General features: G+C 68.4%; 25 protein-coding genes and 3 pseudogenes. 27 read left to right on the top strand and 1 reads right to left on the bottom strand.

Annotated elements, in window-relative coordinates; translation table 11 throughout:
* Window positions 1-16: 16 nt before the first annotated feature.
* The 11 genes from OG985_RS18250 to OG985_RS18200 all read left to right on the top strand — a co-directional run bounded on the left by OG985_RS18250 (window position 17) and on the right by OG985_RS18200 (window position 8,565).
* Window positions 17-211 carry a hypothetical protein gene (locus OG985_RS18250; protein ID WP_371674721.1) on the top strand — a complete coding sequence of 65 codons (195 nt, stop codon included), beginning with the start codon at window positions 17-19 and terminating at the stop codon, window positions 209-211.
* Complete coding sequence (locus OG985_RS18245; RefSeq protein WP_371674414.1) at window positions 199-495, top strand: TadE/TadG family type IV pilus assembly protein; 297 nt, start codon at window positions 199-201, stop codon at window positions 493-495. The genes OG985_RS18250 and OG985_RS18245 overlap by 13 nt, the downstream gene beginning before the upstream one ends.
* A 10-nt stretch (window positions 496-505) precedes the next feature.
* Window positions 506-1,843 carry a CpaF family protein gene (locus OG985_RS18240; protein ID WP_371669408.1) on the top strand — a complete coding sequence of 446 codons (1,338 nt, stop codon included), beginning with the start codon at window positions 506-508 and terminating at the stop codon, window positions 1,841-1,843.
* A 10-nt stretch (window positions 1,844-1,853) separates the two neighbouring features.
* Window positions 1,854-2,801 (top strand): type II secretion system F family protein, encoded by a 948-nt coding sequence (locus tag OG985_RS18235; protein WP_371669407.1) that lies wholly within the window; start codon window positions 1,854-1,856, stop codon window positions 2,799-2,801.
* 22 nt (window positions 2,802-2,823) lie between these two features.
* On the top strand, window positions 2,824-3,711 hold the full coding sequence (locus OG985_RS18230; RefSeq protein ID WP_371669406.1) for a DUF5936 domain-containing protein: 888 nt from the start codon (window positions 2,824-2,826) through the stop codon (window positions 3,709-3,711).
* Window positions 3,712-3,839: 128 nt separating this feature from the next.
* Window positions 3,840-5,396 carry a sensor histidine kinase gene (locus tag OG985_RS18225; protein ID WP_371674413.1) on the top strand — a complete coding sequence of 519 codons (1,557 nt, stop codon included), beginning with the start codon at window positions 3,840-3,842 and terminating at the stop codon, window positions 5,394-5,396.
* A gap of 59 nt (window positions 5,397-5,455) precedes the next feature.
* Window positions 5,456-6,376: a response regulator gene (locus OG985_RS18220; protein ID WP_371669405.1), complete on the top strand. Its 921-nt coding sequence runs from the start codon at window positions 5,456-5,458 to the stop codon at window positions 6,374-6,376.
* Window positions 6,377-6,487: 111 nt separating this feature from the next.
* On the top strand, window positions 6,488-6,682 hold the full coding sequence (locus tag OG985_RS18215) for a Flp family type IVb pilin (RefSeq protein ID WP_371669404.1): 195 nt from the start codon (window positions 6,488-6,490) through the stop codon (window positions 6,680-6,682).
* A complete protein-coding gene (locus tag OG985_RS18210; protein WP_371674412.1) occupies window positions 6,679-7,278 on the top strand; it encodes a pilus assembly protein TadG-related protein in 600 nt (199 codons plus the stop codon). Before OG985_RS18215 ends, OG985_RS18210 begins: the two co-directional genes overlap by 4 nt.
* Before the next feature lie 34 nt (window positions 7,279-7,312).
* Window positions 7,313-7,909, top strand: coding sequence for a hypothetical protein (locus OG985_RS18205; RefSeq protein ID WP_371669403.1), 597 nt, complete (start codon window positions 7,313-7,315; stop codon window positions 7,907-7,909).
* 8 nt (window positions 7,910-7,917) lie between these two features.
* The gene (locus OG985_RS18200; RefSeq protein ID WP_371669402.1) at window positions 7,918-8,565 is read left to right on the top strand and encodes an OmpA family protein; all 648 of its coding nucleotides are present in this window, start codon (window positions 7,918-7,920) and stop codon (window positions 8,563-8,565) included.
* A 21-nt stretch (window positions 8,566-8,586) separates the two neighbouring features.
* On the opposite strand, the gene OG985_RS18195 is transcribed toward OG985_RS18200, so the two are convergent.
* The gene (locus tag OG985_RS18195; RefSeq protein ID WP_371669401.1) at window positions 8,587-8,949 is read right to left on the bottom strand and encodes a DUF192 domain-containing protein; all 363 of its coding nucleotides are present in this window, start codon (window positions 8,947-8,949) and stop codon (window positions 8,587-8,589) included.
* Window positions 8,950-9,172: 223 nt separating this feature from the next.
* Between OG985_RS18195 and OG985_RS18190 the strand changes: the two genes are divergently transcribed.
* The 16 genes and pseudogenes from OG985_RS18190 (at window position 9,173) to OG985_RS18115 (ending at window position 23,955) form a co-directional block, all read left to right on the top strand.
* Complete coding sequence (locus tag OG985_RS18190; protein ID WP_371674410.1) at window positions 9,173-9,832, top strand: hypothetical protein; 660 nt, start codon at window positions 9,173-9,175, stop codon at window positions 9,830-9,832.
* The gene (locus tag OG985_RS18185) at window positions 9,820-10,854 is read left to right on the top strand and encodes a hypothetical protein (RefSeq protein ID WP_371669400.1); all 1,035 of its coding nucleotides are present in this window, start codon (window positions 9,820-9,822) and stop codon (window positions 10,852-10,854) included. Before OG985_RS18190 ends, OG985_RS18185 begins: the two co-directional genes overlap by 13 nt.
* A gap of 195 nt (window positions 10,855-11,049) precedes the next feature.
* Window positions 11,050-11,708: pseudogene (locus OG985_RS18180) on the top strand (hypothetical protein).
* 64 nt (window positions 11,709-11,772) lie between these two features.
* Window positions 11,773-12,232, top strand: a pseudogene (locus OG985_RS18175) (hypothetical protein); the annotation flags it as partial.
* Between the two features lie 80 nt (window positions 12,233-12,312).
* Entirely contained in the window at window positions 12,313-12,972 is a 660-nt protein-coding gene (locus tag OG985_RS18170; RefSeq protein WP_371669399.1) for a hypothetical protein, read from the top strand.
* Window positions 12,973-13,056: 84 nt separating this feature from the next.
* Window positions 13,057-13,666, top strand: a pseudogene (locus tag OG985_RS18165) (hypothetical protein); the annotation flags it as partial.
* Window positions 13,663-14,100 carry a hypothetical protein gene (locus OG985_RS18160; RefSeq protein WP_371669398.1) on the top strand — a complete coding sequence of 146 codons (438 nt, stop codon included), beginning with the start codon at window positions 13,663-13,665 and terminating at the stop codon, window positions 14,098-14,100. The pseudogene OG985_RS18165 and the gene OG985_RS18160, both read left to right, overlap by 4 nt.
* Window positions 14,097-15,521: a hypothetical protein gene (locus OG985_RS18155; protein ID WP_371669397.1), complete on the top strand. Its 1,425-nt coding sequence runs from the start codon at window positions 14,097-14,099 to the stop codon at window positions 15,519-15,521. The genes OG985_RS18160 and OG985_RS18155 overlap by 4 nt, the downstream gene beginning before the upstream one ends.
* Window positions 15,518-16,204: a hypothetical protein gene (locus OG985_RS18150; protein ID WP_371669396.1), complete on the top strand. Its 687-nt coding sequence runs from the start codon at window positions 15,518-15,520 to the stop codon at window positions 16,202-16,204. The genes OG985_RS18155 and OG985_RS18150 overlap by 4 nt, the downstream gene beginning before the upstream one ends.
* A 1-nt stretch (window position 16,205) precedes the next feature.
* On the top strand, window positions 16,206-16,937 hold the full coding sequence (locus OG985_RS18145; protein WP_371669395.1) for a hypothetical protein: 732 nt from the start codon (window positions 16,206-16,208) through the stop codon (window positions 16,935-16,937).
* Between the two features lie 289 nt (window positions 16,938-17,226).
* Window positions 17,227-18,102, top strand: a complete 876-nt coding sequence (locus tag OG985_RS18140) for an LLM class flavin-dependent oxidoreductase (RefSeq protein WP_371669394.1) — start codon at window positions 17,227-17,229, stop codon at window positions 18,100-18,102.
* A 1-nt stretch (window position 18,103) separates the two neighbouring features.
* Entirely contained in the window at window positions 18,104-18,601 is a 498-nt protein-coding gene (locus tag OG985_RS18135) for a GNAT family N-acetyltransferase (RefSeq protein WP_371669393.1), read from the top strand.
* A gap of 103 nt (window positions 18,602-18,704) precedes the next feature.
* Window positions 18,705-19,514 carry a class I SAM-dependent methyltransferase gene (locus tag OG985_RS18130; RefSeq protein ID WP_371669392.1) on the top strand — a complete coding sequence of 270 codons (810 nt, stop codon included), beginning with the start codon at window positions 18,705-18,707 and terminating at the stop codon, window positions 19,512-19,514.
* 897 nt (window positions 19,515-20,411) lie between these two features.
* Window positions 20,412-21,185, top strand: coding sequence for an isoprenyl transferase (locus tag OG985_RS18125; protein WP_371669391.1), 774 nt, complete (start codon window positions 20,412-20,414; stop codon window positions 21,183-21,185).
* Between the two features lie 328 nt (window positions 21,186-21,513).
* A complete protein-coding gene (locus OG985_RS18120; RefSeq protein ID WP_371669390.1) occupies window positions 21,514-22,839 on the top strand; it encodes a PhoH family protein in 1,326 nt (441 codons plus the stop codon).
* A 402-nt stretch (window positions 22,840-23,241) separates the two neighbouring features.
* Window positions 23,242-23,955 (top strand): transglycosylase SLT domain-containing protein, encoded by a 714-nt coding sequence (locus OG985_RS18115; protein ID WP_371669389.1) that lies wholly within the window; start codon window positions 23,242-23,244, stop codon window positions 23,953-23,955.
* Window positions 23,956-23,963 lie beyond the last annotated feature (8 nt).

The raw sequence follows: 23,963 nt of genomic DNA, 5'->3' as shown, positions 1-23,963 counted from the left end.
CGCGACGGCGGCACGGGTGACCGTGGCGCGCGCGGGCGCCGAGCGCGTGATGCCGCCCACCCTGGCGCCCGCCACCGCCGTGCCGGCGTCCGTGGCGCCCGCCACCGCGGTGCCGGCGTCCGTGGCACCCGCGATCGTGGTGCCGGCGTCCGTGGCACTCGCGATCGTGGGCAAGTCGCGCTCGAATACCTCGGGTTCATCCCGATCCTGATCCTCGTCGCGATGGCGGGCGTACAGATCGGGCTGATCGCCTACACCGCCCAGCAGGCCGGCACGGCGGCCCGGGCGGGAGCGCGCAGCGCCTCGCTCCAGCAGAGTGCCGCGCAGGGCTGCCAGGAGGCGGTCAGTAGCTGGCTCGCGGACGGAACCAGCTGCCCGGCGGCGTACGGCGCCGACGAGGTGACGGTCACGGCCACCCTGGCCATCCCGTCCATCGTCCCCGGCTGGGACTTCGGCGACGCCCACAAGACCGCCACCATGCCGCTCGACCACTGAGGAACGCACCATGAGCCTGCGAGCACGCATCAACTCCCCCGAGGAGAACGGCAGCCGGGGCGAGGACGGCCACCTGGTCGCCTCCTACCGGGCCAAGCTCCTCGAGGAGATCGACCTCGCGGAGATGAGCGCGCTCGCGGCGGCCGAACGCCGGGCCCGGCTGGAGCGGGTGCTCGGACACATCATCAGCCGCGAAGGCCCGGTGCTGTCCACGGCCGAGCGCTCCCAGCTGATCCGCAGGGTCGTCGACGAGGCACTCGGTCTGGGCATCCTGGAACCACTGCTCGAAGACGCGTCGATCACGGAGATCATGGTGAACGGCCCGGACGCCATCTTCGTCGAACGTGGCGGCCGCGTCGAGCAGTTGCCGCTCCGCTTCCCCTCGCACGACCAGCTGATGCAGACGATCGAACGGATCGTCTCGACGGTCAACCGCCGGGTCGACGAATCCAACCCGATGGTCGACGCCCGGCTCCCGTCCGGCGAGCGGGTGAACGTCATCATCCCGCCCCTGTCGCTCACCGGCGCCACGCTCACGATCCGCCGCTTCCCGCGCTCCTTCACGCTCAGCGAGCTGGTCGGCTTCGGCTCGCTCGACGAGCACATGCTGTACCTGCTGGCGGGCCTGGTGCAGGCGAAGTTCAACATCATCGTCTCCGGCGCGACGGGCACCGGGAAGACGACCCTCCTCAACGCCCTCTCCGGACTGATCCCCGAACACGAGCGCATCATCACCATCGAGGACTCCGCCGAACTCCAGCTCCAGCAGGGGCACGTGATCCGCCTGGAGTCGCGTCCGCCGAACGTGGAGGGCAAGGGCCGGGTCACCATCCGCGACCTGGTCCGCAACTCGCTGCGCATGCGCCCCGACCGCATCGTCGTCGGCGAGGTCCGCGGCGGCGAGTCGCTGGACATGCTCCAGGCGATGTCGACCGGCCACGACGGCTCGCTCGCCACCGTCCACGCCAACAACGCCGAGGACGCCCTGATGCGCCTCAAGACCCTGGCCTCGATGTCCGAGGTGGAGATCCCCTTCGAGGCGCTGCACGACCAGATCAACAGCGCGATCGACGTCATCATCCAGCTCACCCGCTTCCCCGACGGCGCCCGCCGCATCACCGAGATCGCGGTACTCGACAGCCACGGCGGCGAGCCCTACCGCCTCGCCACCGTCGCCCGCTTCGAGGCCCGGCCCATGGCCGCGGACGGCCTGATCCACGGCACCTTCCAGTACCACCCGCTCCCGCGCCGCACCGCCGACCGCCTCTACATGGCCAGCCAGCCCATACCCCAGGCCTTCGGCGTGGCCCATTCCGAGGAACAGCTAGCCACCCGAGAAGCCAGGTAGGACCGCCCCCATGGAACTCGAGACCATCGTCACGCTCACCACCGGCGTCACCCTGCTGACCTGCGTCCTGGCCGTCGTGGGCGTGCACGTCTACGCCAAGGGCAGGGCCCAGCGGGCGGCACTGATCGACCGGCTCTCGGCCGCCGGCCAGCTCCCTCCCGGCGGCGGCCGCCGACGCCGCTTCCGCAACCTGGACCGCCGGCTGCGCCGTACGGACCTCGGCCGGAAGCTGGAACTGCGCCTGGCCGCCACGGGACTGGACGTGACACCGGGGGAGTTCTTCGCCGCGATGCTCGCCGTGGTCGCCGGCCTGTGGCTGATCGGCCAGGCGACCCTGGCGCCCTTCTTCGGCCCGATCGCCGGACTGCTGGGCATCTGGGCGGCCCTGCAGTTCCTCGCCTGGCAGCGGCAGAAACGCATCGAGCGGTTCATCAACCAGCTCCCCGAGCTGGCCCGCATCCTGGCCAACGCGACCCAGGCGGGACTGGCGCTGCGTACGGCCGTCGGCATGGCCGCGGAGGAGCTGGAGGCGCCCGCGGGCGAGGAACTGGCCAAGGTCGCCAACCAGTTGGCGGTCGGCGCGTCCATGGACGACGCCCTCGGTGAACTCGCGGAGCGCCTGCCCTCGCGCGAGCTGGTGGTCCTCGTGACGACCCTGGTGCTGTCGGCCCGGGCCGGCGGTCAGGTGGTCAGCGCGCTGCGGAACCTCACGGAGACGCTGGAGGAGCGCAAGGAGACCCGACGGGAGGTGCGCACGCAGCTGTCGCAGGTGAGCATGACCTCGTACGCCGTGCCCGCCCTCGGCATCGGTTCGTTGTTCCTCATGAACGGTGTGAAGGACGGCGCCCTGGACCGAATGACGGGCTCCCCGCTCGGGCAGGGCGCCGTGATCGTCGCGTTCTCGCTGTACGCGGTCGGCTTCCTCCTCATCCGCCGCCTGTCCCGCATCGACGTCTGAGAAGCCGAGGAGGATCGAGACGATGGCACTTCTGCTGGCAGCCGCGATGGCCCTCAGCGTGTGGGGCGTCTTCGCCGGCATCCGCATGTACCGGGCCGACGCCAAGCTCCCCGGTGACCTGGTGCTGGCCCTGGAGGTCGGCGCGACCCGCACCGGCGCGGTCGACTCCCTGATCGACCGCATGGGCATGCGGTACGCGCCCGCGGTGCTGCGCCTGATGGGCCCGCGGCGGGTGGCGCGCTACCGCCGCAAGATCGACCTGGCGGGCAACCCGGGCGGCCTGACGATCGACCGCTACGCGGCCCGCCGGGCGGTCTACGGCTTCCTCGGCGGCGTCGGCGGCCTGGTCTTCCTCTTCAAGGGCAACGTACTGCTGGCCCTCGTCCTCTTCGCGTTCGGCGCGTTCTGGACGGAGGTCGGCATCTGGTCGGCGATCCGCATCCGCAAGGACGTCATCGAGCGGACGCTGCCGGACTTCCTGGACGTCCTCGCGGTGGTGGTCAGCGCGGGACTGGGCTTCCGCCAGGCCCTGGACCGCGTGGCCCTGAAGTACGAGGGACCCTGGGCGGACGAACTCCGCATCACCCTGCGTCAGATGGACCTCGGCATGAGCCGCCGCCATGCCTTCGCGGAACTGCGCCGCCGCAACGACTCCGAGCAGGTCGCGATGTTCGTGACGGCGCTGCAGCAGGGGGAGGAACTGGGCGCGCCGATCGTGGACACGCTGGTGGCCCTGGCGAAGGACATGCGCCGCACCGACGCCCAGAACGCCCGCCGCAAGGCGGCCCGCGCGGTCCCCAAGGCCACGATGATGATCACCACGTTCATGGTCCCGGCGACGATGATCCTGCTCGGCGCGGGACTCCTCCTGGGCTCCGGCACGGACTTCGGCTCCATCACGGGCAAGTAGGGGGCGGGGGAGGGCTCATGCCGACGACAGGAATCCCGAGATCACGGAGGCCCCGGCTGCTGCACCGCGGCCGGAACACGCCGAAGCCGCCGCACGGCAGGGGGGCGGGGCTCGTAGGGGGAGCGGTGGTGCCGTCGTACGGGTCGTCGGCCGCCGAGGGCGCCGAGCCCCCACAGGGGCCACCGGCACCGGACGACGAAGGCCGCAGGGGTGGTGCGGCCGGGAACCAGCCCCCGGCCGAAGACCGGCCCAACCCCCCACAACAACCCGCACCCGCCCAAGGCCCCGCTCCCGCCCAAGGCCCCGCACCCGCCCAAGGCCCCGCTCCTGCCACACGCCCCGCACCGGTCGCGATCCCCGCCCCGACCACGAACCCCATCCCGACCACAAACCCCATCCCGACCACAAACCCCATCCCGATCACAGAGCCCGCCCTCACCACAGACCCGCCCTCGCCCCCCATCCCGATCCAGATCAACGCCCTACAGGCGATGTGCCGTCAGGTCTTCGGCTTCCGCCTGGCCATGATCGCCGTAGCCGCCCCCGCCGCCCTCCTCAACGCCGCCCCCGGCCTGGGAACCCGCCTGGTCAGCGCGGCGGTGATCGTCACCTTCATGGCCTCCTACGCGCTCTTCAGGGACTGGGAACGCTTCGGCCCCCTCCTCCTGCGCCACCCCACGCTCCTCGCCGTGGACACGCTGTTCGGCTCCCTGCTCCTCGTCTCCGCGGGCCCGGACACCACCCTCGCCTACGTCAGCGTCTGCACCCCGCTGCTGGCCGGCATCGTCTACGGCTGGCGAGGCGCCGCCGTCTTCGCCTCGCTCCAGTCGCTGATCCTCCTGCTCGTCTACGCGACCCTCCAGGACCCGCACGCCGGCCCCGCCGAGTCCCTGCTCCTGCCCGGCCTCTGCGTGATCACCGGGGCGATCGGCTCGACCCTGCGCAACCTGATGCTCCGCTTCGGCGCGGCCACCCAGGCCCTGACGGCCGTACAGGCGCGTCTGGCGGTCACGGAGGCGGTGGCCGCCGAACGGGCCCGTCTGGCACGCGAGATGCACGACTCGGTGGCGAAGACCCTGCACGGGGTGGCTCTGGCGGCGGACGGCCTGGCGGCCTCCGCGGGCGCCGACGACCTGGATCCGGCCGTGGTGAAGGAACAGTCCGCACTGGTGGCCCGAGCGGCCCGCCGAGCCGCCGCGGAATCCCGTGAGCTCCTGACCGACCTGCGTCGCGAGTCGGACCCGGCCCACGACACGGACGTACTCACAGAACTGCGCGCCCACACACGGAACTTCGGCACCCGCACAGGCATGCCGACGACCTACACCCCGACGGGCCGACGCGGCGCGTTCCCGGTCCCACCCGCAGTGGCCCGCCAGCTCCTCACCATCACCACCGAGGCCCTGGAAAACGCCCACCGTCACGCGCGGGCCACCCGCGTCGACGTCAGGGCGGGCGTCCACGGCGAACTGCTCAGCATCAGCGTGTACGACGACGGATGCGGCCTGCCCCCCGACACCAGCCTGGAACGGCTCAGCAGAACGGGCCACTTCGGCCTGGTCGGCATGGTCGAGCGGGCCGCCTCGGTGGGAGCCCGCATCCGCATCGGCCGCGGCGCCCACCCCCGGGGCACGGAAATCCGCCTGGACCTCCCGTTGGCAGCCCTGAGGACAGCGCATCCATGAACCGTCGAACACGTGGGCCCGTGACCGGTGAACGCCACGACCCGAGAGGAGACCGCCCCATGCGCTACGACCCGACTCCGCACCCAGGTCTCTCGCAGCCGTCCTCCCGGCCGCCGTCCGAGGCGTTTCCGCCGACGGTTCCCGCCGCCCCGGTGCGTGTCGTGGTGGCCGACGACAACCCGGTGGTCCGCGCGGGCCTCACGGCACTTCTGTCCGGCCGAGCGGACACCACCGTCGTGGCTGAGGCGGCCGACGGCCGCGAGGCCTGCGAGGCGGCCCAACGGCACCGCCCCGACGTCGTCCTCCTGGACGTCCGCATGCCGGGAGTGGACGGCATCTCGGCCCTCCCCGACCTGGTGCGGATCGCCCCCGTCGTGATGCTCACGTACAGCCGCGAACCGGAGATCGTCGAGGAGGCCCTGCGCAGAGGAGCCGGCGGCTACCTGGTCCACGGGGAGTTCACCGTCGACCAGTTGGTGGCCGCGGTGAAGGACATCAGGCAAGGCCGGGCCCACTTCACCCCGACGGCCGCGGAGGCCCTGCCGGCCCGACTCCGCCGGACCGCGAGCGGGACCGCGCACGAGGCGGAAGCGGCATCAGCTGCTTCGCAACCGCAACCTTGGATCCCGGATGAGTCAGTGCGTAGGAGCCTCTCGTACATACCGACTCCAGCGACTTCGCGAGAATCGCTTTCGCATGTGCAACCAAGTATGGGACAGTCTTCGTCTGGGTGGGTGAGCGGCCGCCCGGTCGCTCCCGACCGGTCGCTGTTCCAACTGAGTACGAGGGAGGCGGAGATCATGGACCACATCGCGTCGGGGATGACCAACCAGCAGATCGCCGCCCTCTGCTTCATCAGCGAGAAGACGGTCAAGAACCACATCAACCGAATCTTCGCCAAGCTGCACAGCACCAGCCGCACCGAGGCCGCCGCCAAGTGGCTCGGCACCGCCTCGATGACACCCCGAGGTGTGCTGTGAACCGTGAGCGGGCCCGGATTTGGGCCCAGGGACCCTCCTCCGCACCCGGTGTTCCGGCGTACGGTGCGGAGGGCACCACAGGGACTTGTCGGCCACCCGGAGGGGAACACCATGAGCAACTGGATCAACACCACAGTCGCGTACCTTCAGGCCCGGGCCACCCGCGACGACAAGGGCCAGACCGCGGTGGAGTACCTGGGCATCATCGCGGTGGTGGTGGCGATCGTGCTGGCGATCACGGGGACGAGCATCGGGCAGACGATTTACGACGCGATCACCGCGCAGATCGCGAAGGTGACCGGCTGACGCGTCTTCGTAGGCACAGCGACGCGGGGCAGGCTTTCCCCATCTACATCATGGTGGTGGCGGGCCTGCTCTTTCTCGCGTTCGCCTACCTGGCGGTCGGCCAGGCCGCGGCGAATCGGAACGGAGCCCAGACGGCAGCCGACGCGGCGGCCCTCGCGGCGGCCCTGGACACACGGGACGCGCTCTGGGACGAGTGGGTCGACAAGATCGCCGACCCGGCCGACTGGCAGGCCGTCTTCGACGGCGGCGGAGTCGAGTTCCTCGGATGCGAGCGTGCCGCGCAGTTGGCCTCCCAGAACGACGCCACCGCTCAGTGCGTGCGGACGTACGGGCTGCTACCGGGCTACACGGTCGACGTCACGACGAACAAGTCCGTCGGCGACTCGATAGTCCCCGGCACCGAGAGCGTGCACTCCAAGGCCACCGCAACCGCCGTGATCGAGCCGCTCTGCACGTTCCCGCCTCCCGGAGACGACACCGACGAGGACACGCTGCCGACGCTCACGTGCCAAGGCGTGGAGTGGATCCTGAAGCCGGACGATCTCACCGATCTCCCGGAACCCGAGGACCTCTTCGACGTCCATCTGGCCGACTGACTGGCGAACGACGAGTGATGAAGGAGGCGGAGCGATGAGCATTCGGTTCGCGGCGGAGGCCCGCAGGGGGATGGTCGCGTTGGCCGTTGCGGCCGGTCTGGCGCTCGGCGCGACCGGCTGCGGCGGTGACGGCGGTGACGACAAGAAGCCCGAACCGGCTGCTTCCGCGTCCAGGAGCGGTGGATCCGGCGACAGCGGATCCGATCCGAGCGCACAGGAAGGGCAGTCGGAGGAACCCCTGGCCGAGCTGAAGGGCTCGGGCGGGCTGCTTCTGCAGATCACCTCCGCCGAGCGTGATTCCGGTGGGTTCGTCACCGTGAACGGCAGTCTGAAGAACGACGGCGCACAGAGCGCGGTGGTTCCGGCGGCCCTGAGCGGCAACGAGACGGAGATCATCAGGAACGGCAGGTCGCTCGGCGGCGCCACGCTCGTCGACTCGAAGGGCAAGAAGCGCTACTACGTGCTGCGCGACACGGACGGCCGTCCGCTGACGACGACAGGCTTCTCCACGATCAGGCCGGGCGAAAGCGTGACCGTCTTCATGCAGTTCCCCTCCCCGCCGACCGACACGGGCGAAGTCAGCTTCCAGCTGCCGACGTTCGCCTCCGCCACCATCCAGATCTCCGGGTGAGGCGCCCCATGACCCGCACCTCTCCTCGGCCCGCGGCCCCTCGCCTCGCGCTGGTCCTCGTGGCGACTTCGGTCATGGTCGCCGGCAACATCGTCGGCGCCGTGTCGGCCCGCGCCGACGACACCCCCAGTGTCCCCCCGGGCACCGAACCCACCGCAGCCGCCCCCGTGAAGGTCGACGCGAACGACCCGGACCTGAAGCTCCCCGAGGGCGCCACCCTGGCCGGCGCCAAGGTTCTCGACATCAAGCAGGTCGTGGAGGACCAGAGCGGCGACGAACGCCGTGAGGACACCAACGCGGACGTGAAGTTCGCCCTCCAGGCGGAGGTGCTGTTCGGCAAGGACAGCGCCAGGCTGGGGGCGGAGGCCAAGGCCCGCATCGGGGGAATCGCCGACGAGATCAAGAACCAGCACGCGACACAGATCCGCGTCTTCGGCTTCACGGACGACCTCGGTTCCTCGGCCCACGGCGACGTCCTGTCCAAGCAGCGCGCCAACGCCGTACAGGACGTCCTGGACCAGGAACTCAACGACTCCGGAATCACCTTCGAGGTACGCGGCTACGGCGAGCAGTACCCGATCTCGTCCAACGCGACGGAGGAGGGCCGCAAGAAGAACCGAAGGGTGGAGGTCTCCTTCCCCCGCACAGGAGGCTGACGCCGACCGGAGGCGCCGCCCCTACTCCACCACCACGTCCACCCGCGCCCCGGCCCGCACTCCCCACCGGGCCATCGCCCCCGCCTCGGCCTCCAGCACATGCCGGGACCGCAGGCGGGGCAGCCCCAGCCGACCCGGCTTCATGGTGCGCACGGCGATGACCTCGAGGTGACGGTCGAGGTAGGCGACGTCGATGGGCATACGCATGCGAAAGGTGTGCACACTGCCGGCAGGCGACAACAGAATCGCCCCGTCGACGGAACTCCGCCCCAACAGCCCCTTGGTGCGTGCCCGATACGAACCGGCGATTTCCAACGGCACGGTGACGTCGACTTCCTCTCCACACACGACCAACGACCCCCACCCATCCCGCCACCGCCGCACAACAGGCCCCTCCTTTGCTTGTTCATAAGTGGAACCGCCTACTCACCGAAACATCTGATGCATGTCGCGCCGAGTTACGCAACTGTTACGGGCCAACGAGGCTCCCGAATGGTTGATTTGGTCCCATACACCCCTGGGTTGACGTGGATCACCCTGGTGCCGTCCCGTGTCGCTGGATAGCGTTGCTTCGCTCAAGAGAAGCCTCGCCGACCGGGAGTCGACTGTGAACCGCCGCCCCACCCTCCTCGCAGCGATCACACTGACCGCCGCTGCGGCCTTGACGCTGTCCGCGTGCGGCAGCGACGACAGCCCCAAGGACAAGAAGAACGACAAGATCGCGGGAGCCGACACGGGGAGCGAGACGTCGACGTCCCCGAGCCCGAGCGCGTCGGCCGCCGCGGGGCGTCCGAAGATCGAGCTGCCGTCGGACGTCACGTACAAGTTCGAGTGGGGCAAGACCGGGGACCCCGACAAGGACGCCGTCCTGAACGATGCCGAACAGCGCATCAAGGCCGTGGACATGGCTATTGCCGAGCAGAAACCGCTGCACGCGGCTTACCGCTTCTACTCCGAGGGCACCGCCGCCGCCGGGAGCCAGGCGTACATCCAGGAGTTCGTCGACCACAAGGCGCGCACGACCGGCCTGACCCGCTATTACGACGAGAGTGTGACGGTCAAGGACGACGGCACCGCGGCCCTTGTGTACTGCGAGGATCAGAGCAAAGCATTCAACAAGTTCTTGAAGACCGGCAAGACGGATGTCACACCGGTGACGAAGGACAGCTACGTCATTTACGCAGGCACTCTGCGTAAGAACAAGAACGGCATCTGGGTAACCGAGCGTCTGGACTCGCAGAGGGGAAGCGCAAAGTGCCAGCCTTGATCCGGCGTAACCATCTGGTTCTCGCCTCAGGAATCGCGGCCCTCATCCTGTCCGCGGCTGGCCCCGCGCACGCCGAGAAGGGATTCGGCGGTGGCACGGACGGGCAGACGGAGCAGAACGCGAAAGCCGATGGCGACGGCAACCTCTCCGTGACCGTGGGCGGTGTCGTCTTCGACCGTTCCAAGAACGGCAGTGGCAATTCCACGGGCGCGCTGACGTCGACCACTTCGTGGACTCCGCCGGCTTGCTGGTATGCCCCGAAGTACACCCCCGAGGGGCTGCAGAAGTATCTGGAGCCGATCTGGGAGGCTGGTTCGACGGGTTATCAGTGGGATGCCGAGCAGCGAAAAAAGTACGTCAACAAGGACGAGCCCGAGAAGGACTTCAACAAGGACAAAACCGGCGACGGCTTCTGGTGGGGTTCGTACGTCAACAAGGACTTCCCCCCGGGTTGGGATGCCTGCGACAGGGACTATTTCTGGGTGGACAAGGGTGATCCTCCGCCGGCGGACGTGGAGAACGCCGTCACGCCGGAGGTCCTCGCGGAACTCGCGTACGCCGAGATTCGCGTCCCGAGCACCAAGGTGACGCTGGCGCCCGCGAACACGACCAAGGTGAACCTCCCGACGTGGTCCTGGCTGGACGGCGCGGAGTTCAAGCCGGTCTCCGTCACGGCGTCGGTACCGGAGATCGGTGTCGCGGCGACGGCGACGGCGGAGCCGGTGTCTCTCAGGATCGAGCCGGGCACCGAGGATGCGGTGACGTATCCGGCGTCCGGGGTCTGCCGGATCGACAACGGCCGTATCGGCGAGCCCTACGCCAAGGGCAAGGCCGACCAGACCCCACCCTGTGGAGTGAAATACCTGCGCTCCTCGGGCGAAGGCTCCTTCCCGCTGCGGGCGACGATCACGTGGAAGATCGACTGGACCGGAAGCGGCGGCGCGGGCGGTGACCTCCCCGACGGCTCCTTCGGTGCCACGCAGGACGTCGTCGTACAGGAGATCCAGGCCGTCAACCACTGACTGACTGAGTGACTGACCGATCGTCGAGCTCTGCGGTCAGGTGCCCGCTCCCGAGGATGGGGGCGGGCACCGTCGTGACAGGCGGTCGATCTGGCCCCGTGCGTCCCTGGGTTGACGCGGATCACGCTGGTGTCCTTCTGTGTCACTGGATAGCGTTGGTTCGCTCAAGTGAAGCCTCGCGACCGGGAGTCGACAGTGAACCGCCGCCCCACCCTTCTTGCAGCGATCGCGCTGACCGCCACTGCGGCTTTGTCGCTGTCCGCGTGCGGCAGCGACGACAGTCCCAAGGACAAGAAGAACGACAAGATCGCGGGAGCCGACAGGGGGAGCGAGACGTCGACGTCCCCGAGCCCGAGCGCGTCGGCCGCCGCGGGGCGCCCGAAGATCACCTTCCCGTCCGACGCCAAAAACGTCTTCGAATACGAGAAGACAGGTGACGCGGCGAAGGACGCGGCTCTCGCGGACAGCACGCTGAGTGTGAACTCCGTGGACGAGGTGATCCTGAAGGGAAGCACCGACACCAAGGCGCTTGGGTTCTACAACACGGGCAAGGCCTTGGAATCGTCGATCTCGTACGCCCAGCGGTACATCGACGGCGGTGACACGTGGGCGGGGTGACCCGGTACTTCGACTACAAGATCACCCTCTCCGGAGACAGCAAGGCCTACGTCACCTACTGCTCCGACGAGAGCAAGTCCTACATCAAGAACAGGAAGACCAAAAAGGTCGATAAGTCTCCCGTGACTTCGAAGGCCTATGTGCTGTACCACACGAGCCTTACCAAGGGTGCCGAGAGAGCCTGGCAGACCACCGACATCGTTTCAAACAGGGGTGACAAGGCGTGCCAGCCGTAAGGAAGTCGGCGAGAGCCATAACGGTTCTGAGCCTCGTCTGTCTCCACCTTCGCTTCCCAAGCCGACACCGCCGGCTTGTTCGTATGCTCCGAAGTACACCCCCGAGGGGCTGCAGAATTATCTGGAGCCGATCTGGGAAGCCGGCGCCCGTTGGCTGACGTCGAGATCGCCGTCACACCGGAGGTCCTCGCCGAACTCGCGTACGCCGAGATCCGCGTCCCGAGCACCAAGGTGACGGCGGAGCCGGTGTCGTCAGGATCGAGCCGGGCACCGAGGATGCGGTGACGTATCCGGCGTCCGGGGCGTGCCGGATCGACAACGGCCTTATCGGCGAGTCCTACGCCAAGGGCAAGGCCGACCAGACCCCACCCTGTGGAGTGAAATACCTGCGCTCCTCGGGTGACGGCTCGTACTCGCTACGGGCGACGATCACGTGGAAGATCGACTGGACCACCCGCTCCCGAGGATGGGGCGGGCACTGTCGCGACAGGCGGTCGATGTGGTCCCGTCCGTCCCTGGGTTGACGCGGATCACGCTGGTGTCCTTCTGTGTCGCTGGATAGCGTTCGTTCGCTCAAGTGAAGCCTCGCGACCGGGAGTCGACAGTGAACCGCCGCCCCACCTTTCTCGCAGCGATCGCGCTGACCGCCGCTGCGGCTTTGTCGCTGTCCGCGTGCGGCAGCGACGACAGCCCCAAGGACAAGAAGAACGACAAGATCGCGGGAGCCGACAGGGGGAGCGAGACGTCGACGTCCCCGAGCCCGAGCGCGTCGGCCGCCGCGGGGCGCCCGAAGATCGAGATGCCATCGGATCTGTCCTACACCTTCGACTGGCCGAAGTCGGATGACGAGGACAAGGACGCGGTTCTGGGCGACAGCGAGCAGTCCATCAAGGCCGTGGATCTGGCAATCGTGAAGCAGAACGCTCTCGACAAGGCGTACCTCAACTACTACGAGGGCGAAGGCGCCGCCGGTACGCAGAAGTTCATTCAGAATTACGTGGACCACAAGGCGGCTGTCACGGGTGCCTACCGTTTCTACGACCCCGAAGTAGCCGTTAACAAGGGCGGCACGGCGTCCCTCAGCTATTGCGAGGACCAGGGTAAGGCATATGTGAAGGACCTCAAGACCGGCAAGGTCAAGAAAACTGAGGTCAATGCCGACAGTTATGTTCTCTACCACACGTCGCTGAGGAAGAGCGACGGCGGTGTCTGGGTGATTCGGGAAATCATCTCTGAGATTGGAAGCGCAAAATGCCGGCCCTGACGGGTGCGCTCATGACGGTGCCTGTCACGATAGCCGCCAGTGTCTGTCTGTCACTTCTGACGCTCCCTGGCACGGCACATGCCAACGACCCGATGGGAAGGGCCAGTCGCGGCTTGTCGGTATGCCCCGAAGTACACCCCGAGGGGCTGCAGAAGTATCTGGAGCCGATCTGGGAGGCCGGCTCGACGGGCTATCAGTGGGATACCGAGCAGCGGAAGAAGTACGTCAACAAGGACTTCCCCCCGGGTTGGGATGCCTGCGACAAGGACTACGTCTGGGTGGACTGGGGTGACCCCCTGCTGGCGGACGTGGAGAACGCCGTCACACCGGAGGTCCTCGCGGAACTCGCGTACGCCGAGATCCGCGTCCCGAGCACCAAGGTGACGGCGGAGCCGGTGTCGTCAGGATCGAGCCGGGCACCGAGGATGCGGTGACGTATCCGGCGTCCGGGGCGTGCCGGATCGACAACGGCCTTATCGGCGAGTCCTACGCCAAGGGCAAGGCCGACCAGACCCCACCCTGTGGAGTGAAATACCTGCGCTCCTCGGGCGATGGCTCCTTCCCGCTACGGGCCACGGTCACCTGGAAGATTCACTGGGCCGGTACAGGCGGCGCGGGCGGTGACCTCCCCGACGGCTCCTTCGGTGCCACGCAGGACGTCGTCGTACAGGAGATCCAGGCCGTCAATCGTTGAGCCGTGCCGACGGCGCCCGCACCCAGGATGACGGGGCAGACGCCGTCGCGGCAGCAAAGGTGGAACGGATAGAGTCTTCTACTCGTGCCCAGGGGCAGGGTGAGAGGGGACTGTACGTGGCGGATCGACTGGCCGTCGACGGTGATGAGCTCAAGCACTTCATGAAGTTGCTGAACAAGTCGAGCGAATCCCTGAAGGGGCTGCGCAAGGCGCTGGCCGACGCGACCGTCACCGGGCTCGGCACCGATGATCTGGACGCCGCGTGCGAGGACTTCCAGGAGGACTGGAAGTACGGGACCGAGCAGATCGGCGAAGAGACCGAGGCACTCGCCGACATCATCGGGACGAGCAAGGACAGCTACGACGAGGTGGACAAGGCGCTGGAGGAAGCGCTGAAGAAGGCCAGGGGAGGCAAAGGCGGTGGAGAGAAATGACTGTCACTCCAGGCCTTGAGTCCTCCCCCGCCGCTGATTCCGCGGCATGCCGGAACGGCGCCCCTCCGCAGGGCCCGAAATCCTCCCCATCCATCCCGAACCACGCTTACCCGCATCTTGGCTTCAACCCAACGCCCGGCAGCACCACCACGGTTCGCGACCTGCAGAAGAAGCTTGCGAACTGCGCCAAGACGATGGAAGAGGCTCACGACCTCGTCACCAAGCTACTGAACGGCAGCTACTGGAAGGGTGATGCGGCTGTTGCCTTCCGCGAACAGTTGGACGGTGGCCCGCTGCCCCTGAACCTGAAGAACGGTGCCCACTCAATCCGCAAGGCGGCCAGGCAACTCGACCGCTGGGAAGGGGAACTCGACGACTTTCAGCGGCGTGCCAAGAAGCTCGAAGGTGACGCCAAAGACGCGCGGGCCGTGCTGGACACGGCCAAGGGCCGCGCTGGCAAGGCGGAGAACGATGCCGACCTGGACAAGAAGGGCGCCCGTCGCGACGACGCTCAGAAGGCGTTGACCCACGCGAACAAGGCCGTGGAGGAAGCCCAGGCCGAACTCGACAAGATTGTCGGCAAGGCCAAGACCCTTGCCCAGGAGCACGAGGAGAAGGCGCGTTACCGGGCGGGCAAGATCCGCACCGCGACCAAGAAGCTGACCCCGCACGAGCCGGGGATGTGGGACACGTTCACGGACTGGCTCGGTGACAACCTCCCGGACATCCTCAGCGCGTGCGCGGCCGTCCTCGGGGTTATCGCGCTGCTGGGTCTCACGGCGATCGCGCCTTGGATGCTGTTCCTGGCGGCAGGACTGTTGAGTGGCGCCGCCTTCGGCCTGCGCGTCACTGATCCCGAGGTCAGGGCCTCCCTGAAGGACGGTTTTACAAAGGGCGAGTTGGACCTTGACTTCTGGAGCAACTCGCTCGGAGTCGCGGGGGACTTTCTGGGAATGCTGCCGGGGTTGGGTGTCGTGCTCAAGGGCGGCTACCTCGGGTTTCGTGCGGCTGGAGAATCCGGCCAGATGCTGTCGCTCGTGGGAGAGGCCGACGAGGTGTTGACGCTCGGACAGAGGATCGCCAGGGCGGGGACCAACGTTGGAACCTCGATCAAGTCCATGGGTACCTCGATCAAGACCGAGGCGTCGGCAGCCGGAGGCGCGGCAAGTCTTCTGGCCCACCCCAGGGTGTTCGGCGGACGACTGGCGCCGATCGTGGAGAAGATCGACAAGCCTGCGACACTCTTGGGAGCTGGTACCGCTGTCTACGGTGTCGCCAGCAGCGTTGTGGACAGTCTGGACAGCGATGGGGCGACGGTAGCCAGCAGCATTCTCGACGGACCCAGAACCTTGGGCGTCGACCTTCCGGCGACGGTGGGCGCCATCCACTTCCTTCTGCGCGGGGCGGGTGAAGCGTCTTGAGCAGTGCCCCTTACGTGATCGACGAATCCGCCCGGAGCCAGGACGCCGACATCTGGTTCGCACTGCCTCCCGGGTTCCTCCCGCTCCCGCTGCGGGAGTTGATCGAGGCCGGGAACAGCCAGGCGGAGGCAGCTCACCCAGGAGACACACTGAGGCCGCTGCTGGAGGCGCTTCCCGATGTCGAAACACGGCAGCGTCTGCTGGCCGATCTCGGTCCGGTCCTCCGGACGGCCCAGCTACTCGTGGAAGTCGGCACCATCCACTGCTCGCTCGGACTGCACACCGACGACGAGGGAGACCGCGGCCTGCTGCTGTCCATGTTCACACTGACCTGGCGAGCGACCGGCTGGGCCCCTCGCGGCATCCTCGCGGCGCGCGCCGCTGCGAACGCAGAAGGCGCCGAGCACATCGAGGTCCTCGATCTGGCCTGCGGTCCGGCGTCGCTCGTGCAGACGCGCCTGACCGGGCCGCCGGAGGCAGGGTTCGCCGCTCAGCGCCAACTCCTCCAGGTCACCGCCTATGTTCCGTGCCCCGACGGCCAACGGGTCGCCATACTGACGCTGGCCACGACAGCGGTCGAACACGCGGGGCACTACCGAGCCCTGCTCGGGGACATCGCCGGTTCGGTCAGCTTCGACAACCCGCTTTCGGCCGTATCCAGTGACGTACCTGATGAGGACTGACATGCCCACCACGCACCAACCCACGGCCTGGGAAGATCCGGCGACCCGCCGCGCCTGGACAAAGCTGTTCGTCTGCGCGGCCCTGGGTCAGGTCTTCTGGCCGGTGGCATGGGTGGGCCTGCTTGCGTGGTACGTGATCATTTCCGCCACATGGACGTTGTGGCTCTTCTTCGTTCCGATGGCCTACACGTTTTATCGGACGTTTCTCCAGTGGGCGTACTGGAGGGGTGCATTCCGGTCGCGGCGCCTCCTGCAAGAATATCCCTGGCAGGTGTACGAGGCTCCGGAAAGCGGCATCGGTAATATCCCGGGCGTTCGTAACGGTTATGCCTGGCTGCGATTTCCCCATCCGGAAGTGCCGGATCAGCAGGTGACGATGGTGATGCATTCTCACGTGCGATCCGTCTGGTGGGGAGGACGTCTCGGGAAGCGCGCGAAAACCGAACGCAAGGCACAGGTCCGGGAGATCTGGTTCGCCGGCGATCCCCGTTTCGCCGCGGTGATCGCTGTCCGGGGCCCGCGCCACCTCTACGTGATCTCCCAGCGTCCTCCGGACGACAACGGAGACGTTACCGTCGACGCACAAGGCGCTGCACCGCACGCCCTCGAACGCGCCCGCCGCGCAGGTATGCGCGTTCCTGATCCGCATGTGACGACCCCGAGTATCCAGGAGAGCGGCCCGGGCATCGTCGGCGCCGAGAAGTGTGCGGATACCGCGGACGAGAATCGGTGATGGCGTTGCAGGAATCCGCGGACGGAAAGGTCGGAACGGAGCCGATTCATCAGCCTGATCCGGATGGCGGCTGACGAGGTCGAAGGCGCCGTCCGCGAAGGGCTTCACGCCGGGTAAGAAGACCGCGCAAGGTAGCGCCGTTCGCTGATTTCTGCCCTTGCGCGCTGGTGAGCCATCAGCCCCCACATCGACGCGCAAAGCTTCACTGCGCGGAGGAGGACCGTCAGGGGCAACATCGTTGAGTCGCGTACCTGTTGTCCAACCGCGGACCGGCGGGTAGGAAGGCCCCATGACTGGACTAGGTGCCGTGTTCCGCCCCCAGCTTCCCCCCGAGCGCCTGCGTGACGTCGTTCGGGTCGCTGATGAGAGTGGGCTCGAGGAGCTGTGGCTCTGGGAGGACTGTTTTCGGGAGGGTGGGATTTCCACCGCGGCGGCCGCGCTCGCGTGGAGTGAGCGGGTGCGGGTCGGGGTCGGGTTGTTGCCTGTGCCGTTGCGGAACGTCGCCATCACCGCCATGGAGGCGGCTGCGCTGCACCGGATGTTTCCCGGTCGTGCCGTGCTCGGTGTCGGGCACGGGGTGCAGGACTGGATGGGGCAGGTGGGGGCGCGGGTCGAGTCGCCGCTGACCCTGCTGCGGGAGCATCTCGACGCGTTGCGCGCCCTGTTGCGTGGAGAGCGCGTCACCACCGACGGGCGGTACGTGAAGCTGGACGACGTCGCCCTCGACTGGCCGCCCGAGGGCCCCGTCGAGGTGCTGGCCGGTGCCACCGGGCCGCGCTCGCTGCGGCTCTCCGGCGAGGCTGCCGACGGGACGGTGCTGACCGCCTCCACCTCGCTCGACGGCCTGCGTGAGGCGCGCCGGCTCATCGACGAGGGGCGTGCCGCGGCCGGCCGGAGCGGCGAGCCGCACCAGGTGGTCGTCTATCTCCTCGCCGCCACCGGACCCGACGCCGCCGCCCGGCTGCGCGCCGAACTGGTGGCCGAGGGTGACGGCGCGGTCCCCGACCTCGGCGTCGCCGGGGACGCGGGTGCCGTGGCGAAGGCGGTCCAGCGGCTGGCGGAGGCGGGTGCCGACACCGTGATCCTCCAGCCGACCGGCGACGAACCGGATCCGGAGGGCTTCGTGCGCTTCGCCGCCCAGGAAGTCCGGCGGCTGGTGCCGTGACATGACCGACCAGGCAGCGCGTGTACGGCTGCGGCGCGTGACCGACGCCGACCTCGAGACCTTCCTCGACTTCGAGCACGACGACGAAGCCGTCCGGCGTTCCCGGTTCGCCGCCCGGCCGCGTGACGTCTTCCTGGCCCACTGGAGGTCGTCGATCCTCGGGGACGAGACCTGTCTCGTGCGGACGGTCACCGTGGACGGTGAACCGGCCGGGCATGTCGTCGCCTGGTGGGAGAAAGGACAGCGGAACGGGCCGGAGGGCGACCGGCGCTTCCTCGGGTACTGGCTCGGGCGCCCCTACTGGGGGCGCGGTATCGGCCCCGAAGCCGTGGCCCTGTTCCTGCGTGAGGAGGGCAACCGGCCCCTGTACGCCGACCCCTTCGCCGGCAACACCGCCTCCGTGCGCCTTCTGGAGAAGCTCGGCTTCCAGCGCGTGGGCACCGTGCGCCACGGCGAGGACGAGCACGTGTTGCTGGCCCTGCCGGCACAGGCCGTATGACAGGCCTACCCGACCGATGCGAGGCGTCTGACCAGGCCCTCGGGTCGCCGCACGCCCGGAAAATGGAGAGCGTCCACTGACGGCACCTGGGACGATCACCGGCATGGCATGCGAACGAACCGTCGACCAGGCACCCCGCGGTTTCGGCGATCTCGTCGCCGAGGGCGTCTCCGTGCCGACCGAGGGGTGGGACTTCTCCTGGTTCGAGGGGCGGGCCACCGAGGCGCGGCCCTCCTGGGGCTACGCGACGTCGACGGCCGAACGGCTGGCCGGCGCCGACGCCGTGCTCGACATCCAGACCGGGGGAGGGGAGGTCCTGGACTTCGCCCTCGGCAGAGCCTCGCGGACACCCGCGCTCACCGTCGCCACCGAGGGCTGGCCGCCCAACGTCGCCAAGGCCACCGCCCTGCTCCGCCCGCGCGGGGTGGCCGTCGTGGCGTCGCCCGAAGACGCCGGACTTCCCTTCGCGGACGGCGCCTTCGACCTCGTCGTCAGCCGGCATCCCGTGCGCCCCCACTGGCGGGAGATCGTCCGGGTGCTCCGGCCCGGCGGCACGTACTTCGCCCAGCACGTGGGCCCCGCCAGCGCCTTCGAGCTCGTCGAGTGCTTCCTCGGACCCCAGCCGGACCAACAGCGCAGCACCCGCCATCCCGACCGCGAGCGGGCGGAGGCGGAGGCCGCCGGCCTGGAGATCGTCGACCTGCGTGCCGAACGGCTCCGCATGGAGTTCCACGACATCGCGGCCGTCGTGCACTTCCTGCGCAAGGTGATCTGGATGGTCCCCGACTTCACCGTCGAGGCGTACGAGGCCCAACTCCGGTCGCTGCACGAGCGGATCGAGTCGCGGGGCGCCTTCGTCGCGTACAGCACCCGGCACCTCTTCGAGGCCCGTAGGCCGGGCAACGCCGGATGACGGGGTGAACCCGGGCCGGCCGGGCCCGCGGGGGACGCCTCGTGTTCTTCTCCTCCGTATCGCACGTGGAGCAAATACGGCAATTGGGTTGCGAGTGGGCAAAAGCCTTCCGTTCTTCGCGTCGCATCCCCCGAAAAGGCACAGGGTTTCCGCATCGTTACCCCGAATGGTCGCGTCGGCCGCGACCTTTCACGTAAGTTCAGACCAAGGTAATTCGCGTCAGCAAAGCTGCGCGGGCGGCACCGCGCAGTGGAGGGGGCTGCGCGGAGCCGCGCCCCACCTCCGGGTTCGTCGAGCGTCAAGCGGGCGTTCACGTCCGGGTTCACCCGGGGGAGGGAAGCGGGGAGTGGTTCGCCGAGCAGGGGTAAGGGGTGTCAAACCCTCCGGTTCCGTAACCATTCCGCTCGGTTCGCCTGGGATTCCGTTGTGAATCAGTCGCAGGTCGCCTGAATCAAGGTCCGGCCTGACCACCTGCGCGTCGCCGTCCGATTGCGGAGAGTAGTTGTGGCACGCCGATGCACGCAGCATCACTTACAAAGGGTTATGGTGGAAACCCCCCCTCGGGCCGGTCCGTCTCCCCCCCACGGACCGGCCCGTTTTTTTGTGCCCGGACGCCTCCAGCACCCCATGCTCTGCGTCTCGCACCACCACCCACGCCGCCTCCCACGCCGCCAACTCCCCGCCACCCGCGCGGCCGCTCCCCCCTCCCCGCGCCCGCGCCCCGGGCACCCCTCACCTCCCCGAATCCGGCGCACAGGCCCCGCGGGGGTAGGCTTCGCCCCCGGGGAATGCCATACGGAGCCCCCGGACCGCCATACGGACAGGGATCGCCCTCGGCCGCGCCAGAGCCGGTCGAAGCCGCGCCTGTCCGATCCGTACGGAGGGGCTGACAATCACGTGAACCTGCGCGACAAGCTGCGCGGCCTGCTGGTCAGGCTGTACGCACGCCGGGTGGAAGGCCACCTGGACCACGCTCAGGTGCCCAAGCACATCGGCGTCATCATGGACGGCAACCGGCGCTGGGCGAAGGCCGCGGGTTCCACCACGGTCCACGGTCACCGTGCGGGCGCCGAGAAGATCGAGGAGTTCCTCGGCTGGTGCTCCGAGACGGACGTCGAGGTCGTCACCCTCTGGCTGCTGTCGACGGACAACTTCGACCGGCCCCAGGAGGAACTCGGTCCGCTGCTCGGCATCATCGAGGACGTCGTCCGGACCCTCGCGGCCGACGGCCGCTGGCGGGTGCACCACGTCGGCACGCCCGATCTGCTGCCCTCCCCGATGCAGACCGCGCTGAAGGAGGCCGAGGAGTCCACGGCGCACATCGGCGGAATACTGGTGAACGTCGCCATCGGCTACGGCGGTCGCCAGGAGATCGCCGACGCGGTGCGGTCGATGATTCTCGACGCCGCCGACAAGGGCGGGTCGATGGAGGACCTCGCCGAGTCCGTCACCGTCGACGCGATCAGCCGTCACCTCTACACGGGTGCCCAGCCCGACCCCGACCTCGTGATCCGTACCAGCGGTGAGCAGCGGCTGTCCGGATTCATGCTGTGGCAGACGGCCCACGCGGAGTACTACTTCTGTGAGGTCTTCTGGCCGGCCTTCCGCAAGGTCGACTTCCTGCGCGCCCTGCGCGACTACGCGGCCCGCCACCGGCGCTACGGCGGCTGACGTACAAATTCCCTCGAAGGGGGCAACGTTTGCCCCGCTCGGGACGGAAGTAACAAGGAGTTCACCGGAGCGCCGTCATATGCCCTGGCATGGCGGCGCATGTTCGAGGGCATAAGCCAAGCAGGTCGATGCCCGAACCACGGGTGTCGGATCTCAGCGGACGGCACGGGGCCGTCCGCCCGGGAGGCCCTTTGCACCAGCTCTGCCGTGCGGTCACAGCACGGAAGAAGCAGTGGAGGGCCGGTCCCCGGCCCGCGCATCGCGGCCGACGACCGGTCCAGCTCCACTCCGTCGCTCCCCGACCTCATCCGAGGGGGTACGTCCTTCCGTGGTGACCAGCACAAAGCGCCGTATGCCAGACCGGCGCACCTATGTTCTCGACACCAGCGTTCTGCTGGCCGACCCGAACGCCCTGAACCGCTTCGACGAGCACGAAGTCGTGCTCCCCATCGTCGTGGTCACGGAGCTGGAGGCCAAGCGGCACCATCCCGAGCTCGGCTACTTCGCCCGGCAGGCCCTGCGCCTGCTCGACGAGTTCCGGGTCCGGCACGGTCGCCTCGACGCCCCCATCCCGATCGGGGAACTCGGCGGGACCGTCCGTGTCGAGCTCAACCACTCGGACCCCAGCGTGCTGCCCAGCGGCTACCGCCTGGGGGACAACGACTCCCGCATCCTCGCGGTCGCCCGCAACCTGCAGGCCGAGGGGTACGACGTCACGGTCGTGTCGAAGGACCTCCCGCTCAGGATCAAGGCGTCCTCGGTCGGTCTCCTCGCCGAGGAGTACCGCGCGGAGCTCGCCATCACGGGCTCGTCCGGCTGGACCGGAATGTCCGAACTGACCCTGGCCGGGGAGCAGGTGGACAGCCTCTTCGAGGAGGGGCACGCCTATGTGCCCGAAGCCTCCGAACTCCCCGTGCACACCGGCCTGACGATCCAGTCGGAGCGGGGCAAGGCGCTGGGGCGGGTCACGGCCGAGGGCAACGTCCGTCTGGTGCGCGGCGATCGCGAGGCGTTCGGCATCAAGGGCCGCAGCGCCGAGCAGCGCATCGCGCTGGACATCCTGCTCGATCCGGACATCGGCATCGTGTCGATGGGCGGCCGGGCCGGCACCGGCAAGTCGGCGCTCGCGCTGTGCGCCGGTCTGGAGGCGGTCCTGGAGCGCCGACAGCACCAGAAGGTGATGGTCTTCCGGCCGCTGTACGCGGTGGGCGGGCAGGAGCTGGGCTATCTGCCGGGCTCCGAGTCCGAGAAGATGAGCCCCTGGGCGCAGGCGGTCTTCGACACGCTGTCCGCGGTCACCAGCCGCGAGGTCATCGAAGAGGTCACCGCGCGGGGGATGCTGGAAGTGCTCCCGCTCACCCACATCCGGGGGCGGTCGCTGCACGACGCCTTCGTGATCGTGGACGAGGCCCAGTCCCTCGAGCGGAATGTGCTTCTCACCGTTCTGTCCCGGATCGGCGCGAATTCGCGGGTCGTTCTGACCCACGATGTGGCGCAAAGGGACAATCTGCGGGTCGGGCGATACGACGGTGTCGTTGCCGTCGTGGAGAAACTGAAGGGGCATCCGCTCTTCGCCCACGTCACGCTGACACGGTCCGAGAGGTCCCAGATCGCGGCACTTGTGACCGAAATGCTGGAGGACGGCCACATCTGATCCGCAAGCTCAACTCGGTGTAGCAGCCCGTTTGTTGGCGCCGCCCGGCGAAAAGGCCAAGAGCCTAGCCGGGCGGCGTCGGCGTGTGCGGGCCTTTCGTGAAATCCCCTGGGGCAAACGGGATGTGAGCTTTCACACGCAACTCAGAATTGCCTTGCGGCGTCGGGTTACGGCAGAGTCTCACTCCTGTCAGGCCCCGCATACGACACACCTGTACCCCCAGCGGTACGGCACCACAGAAACACCACGGCCAACTCCATAGCGTCGTCGTATGCCGCCCGTGCACCACGCGGTGCTCCCCCAGGGGGAGTTGCCCACCGGGCCCGTGCCTCCCGTGACCCTTAGGTGGGAGGCCAGCGTCAGGGGGCACGATTGCGTCCGCCAGGGTCACCGAAGCGGACGATGCTGGAAGGAAACCGTGTGAGCCGGATTTCGGTCCGGGGATTCGCAGTGGCCTCGGCCACCGCGGTCACCGCTGTCGGTAGCGTCGTCGGAGTTGCCTCGGGCAGCACCGCTCAGCCCAACGACGCCGAGGCGACGGCAACCGACCTGACGCTCCTCGCGGACATGCCCGCGGGTCAGCAGGCCCAGGTGCAGACCGCGTCCCTGACGCAGCAGGCCAACGTCCAGGCCATCGCCGCAGACGCCAGCGCCAAGAAGGACGCCGAAGAGGCGGCCCGAAAGGCAGCCGCGCAGACTGCGATCGACAAGAAGGACGCTGCCGAGAAGGCTGCCAAGGCCGCCGCCCAGGCCGCCAAGGAGCGTGCCGAGACGAAGGCCGCGGCCAGCCGCAGCTCCGCCAGCTTCCCGGTCCAGAGCTCCTACACGGTCGCCCAGGTCCAGGCCATGGCGCGGCAGATCGTGGGAAGCGGCCAGTTCCAGTGCTTCAGCAACATCGTGGACCACGAGTCCACCTGGAACTACAAGGCCGTCAACGCCTCCTCCGGTGCCTACGGTCTCGTCCAGGCGCTGCCGGGTTCCAAGATGTCGTCCGTCGGCGCGGACTGGCAGACCAACCCGGCCACCCAGATCAAGTGGGGCCTGAACTACATGAACGAGCGGTACGGCAGCCCCTGTGACGCCTGGTCGTTCTGGCAGGCCAACAACTTCTACTAGGCCTCCCG

The sequence above is a fragment of the Streptomyces sp. NBC_00289 genome (assembly GCF_041435115.1).
Classification (GTDB): Bacteria; Actinomycetota; Actinomycetes; order Streptomycetales; family Streptomycetaceae; genus Streptomyces.
Note: the sequence above shows the minus strand (reverse complement) of the source record. Positions and strands in the feature narration are given on the sequence as shown.

What these genes read in the sequence shown, in the direction of transcription:
- OG985_RS18205 (WP_371669403.1), top strand. Translation starts at nt 7,313, where the DNA reads ATGAGCATTCGGTTCGCGGCGGAGGCCCGCAGGGGGATGGTCGCGTTG.
- OG985_RS18215 (WP_371669404.1), top strand. Translation starts at nt 6,488, where the DNA reads ATGAGCAACTGGATCAACACCACAGTCGCGTACCTTCAGGCCCGGGCC.
- OG985_RS18135 (WP_371669393.1), top strand. Translation starts at nt 18,104, where the DNA reads ATGACCGACCAGGCAGCGCGTGTACGGCTGCGGCGCGTGACCGACGCC.
- OG985_RS18145 (WP_371669395.1), top strand. Translation starts at nt 16,206, where the DNA reads ATGCCCACCACGCACCAACCCACGGCCTGGGAAGATCCGGCGACCCGC.
- OG985_RS18235 (WP_371669407.1), top strand. Translation starts at nt 1,854, where the DNA reads ATGGAACTCGAGACCATCGTCACGCTCACCACCGGCGTCACCCTGCTG.
- OG985_RS18140 (WP_371669394.1), top strand. Translation starts at nt 17,227, where the DNA reads ATGACTGGACTAGGTGCCGTGTTCCGCCCCCAGCTTCCCCCCGAGCGC.
- OG985_RS18115 (WP_371669389.1), top strand. Translation starts at nt 23,242, where the DNA reads ATGCTGGAAGGAAACCGTGTGAGCCGGATTTCGGTCCGGGGATTCGCA.
- OG985_RS18220 (WP_371669405.1), top strand. Translation starts at nt 5,456, where the DNA reads ATGCGCTACGACCCGACTCCGCACCCAGGTCTCTCGCAGCCGTCCTCC.
- OG985_RS18130 (WP_371669392.1), top strand. Translation starts at nt 18,705, where the DNA reads ATGGCATGCGAACGAACCGTCGACCAGGCACCCCGCGGTTTCGGCGAT.
- OG985_RS18200 (WP_371669402.1), top strand. Translation starts at nt 7,918, where the DNA reads ATGACCCGCACCTCTCCTCGGCCCGCGGCCCCTCGCCTCGCGCTGGTC.
- OG985_RS18240 (WP_371669408.1), top strand. Translation starts at nt 506, where the DNA reads ATGAGCCTGCGAGCACGCATCAACTCCCCCGAGGAGAACGGCAGCCGG.
- OG985_RS18155 (WP_371669397.1), top strand. Translation starts at nt 14,097, where the DNA reads ATGACTGTCACTCCAGGCCTTGAGTCCTCCCCCGCCGCTGATTCCGCG.
- OG985_RS18230 (WP_371669406.1), top strand. Translation starts at nt 2,824, where the DNA reads ATGGCACTTCTGCTGGCAGCCGCGATGGCCCTCAGCGTGTGGGGCGTC.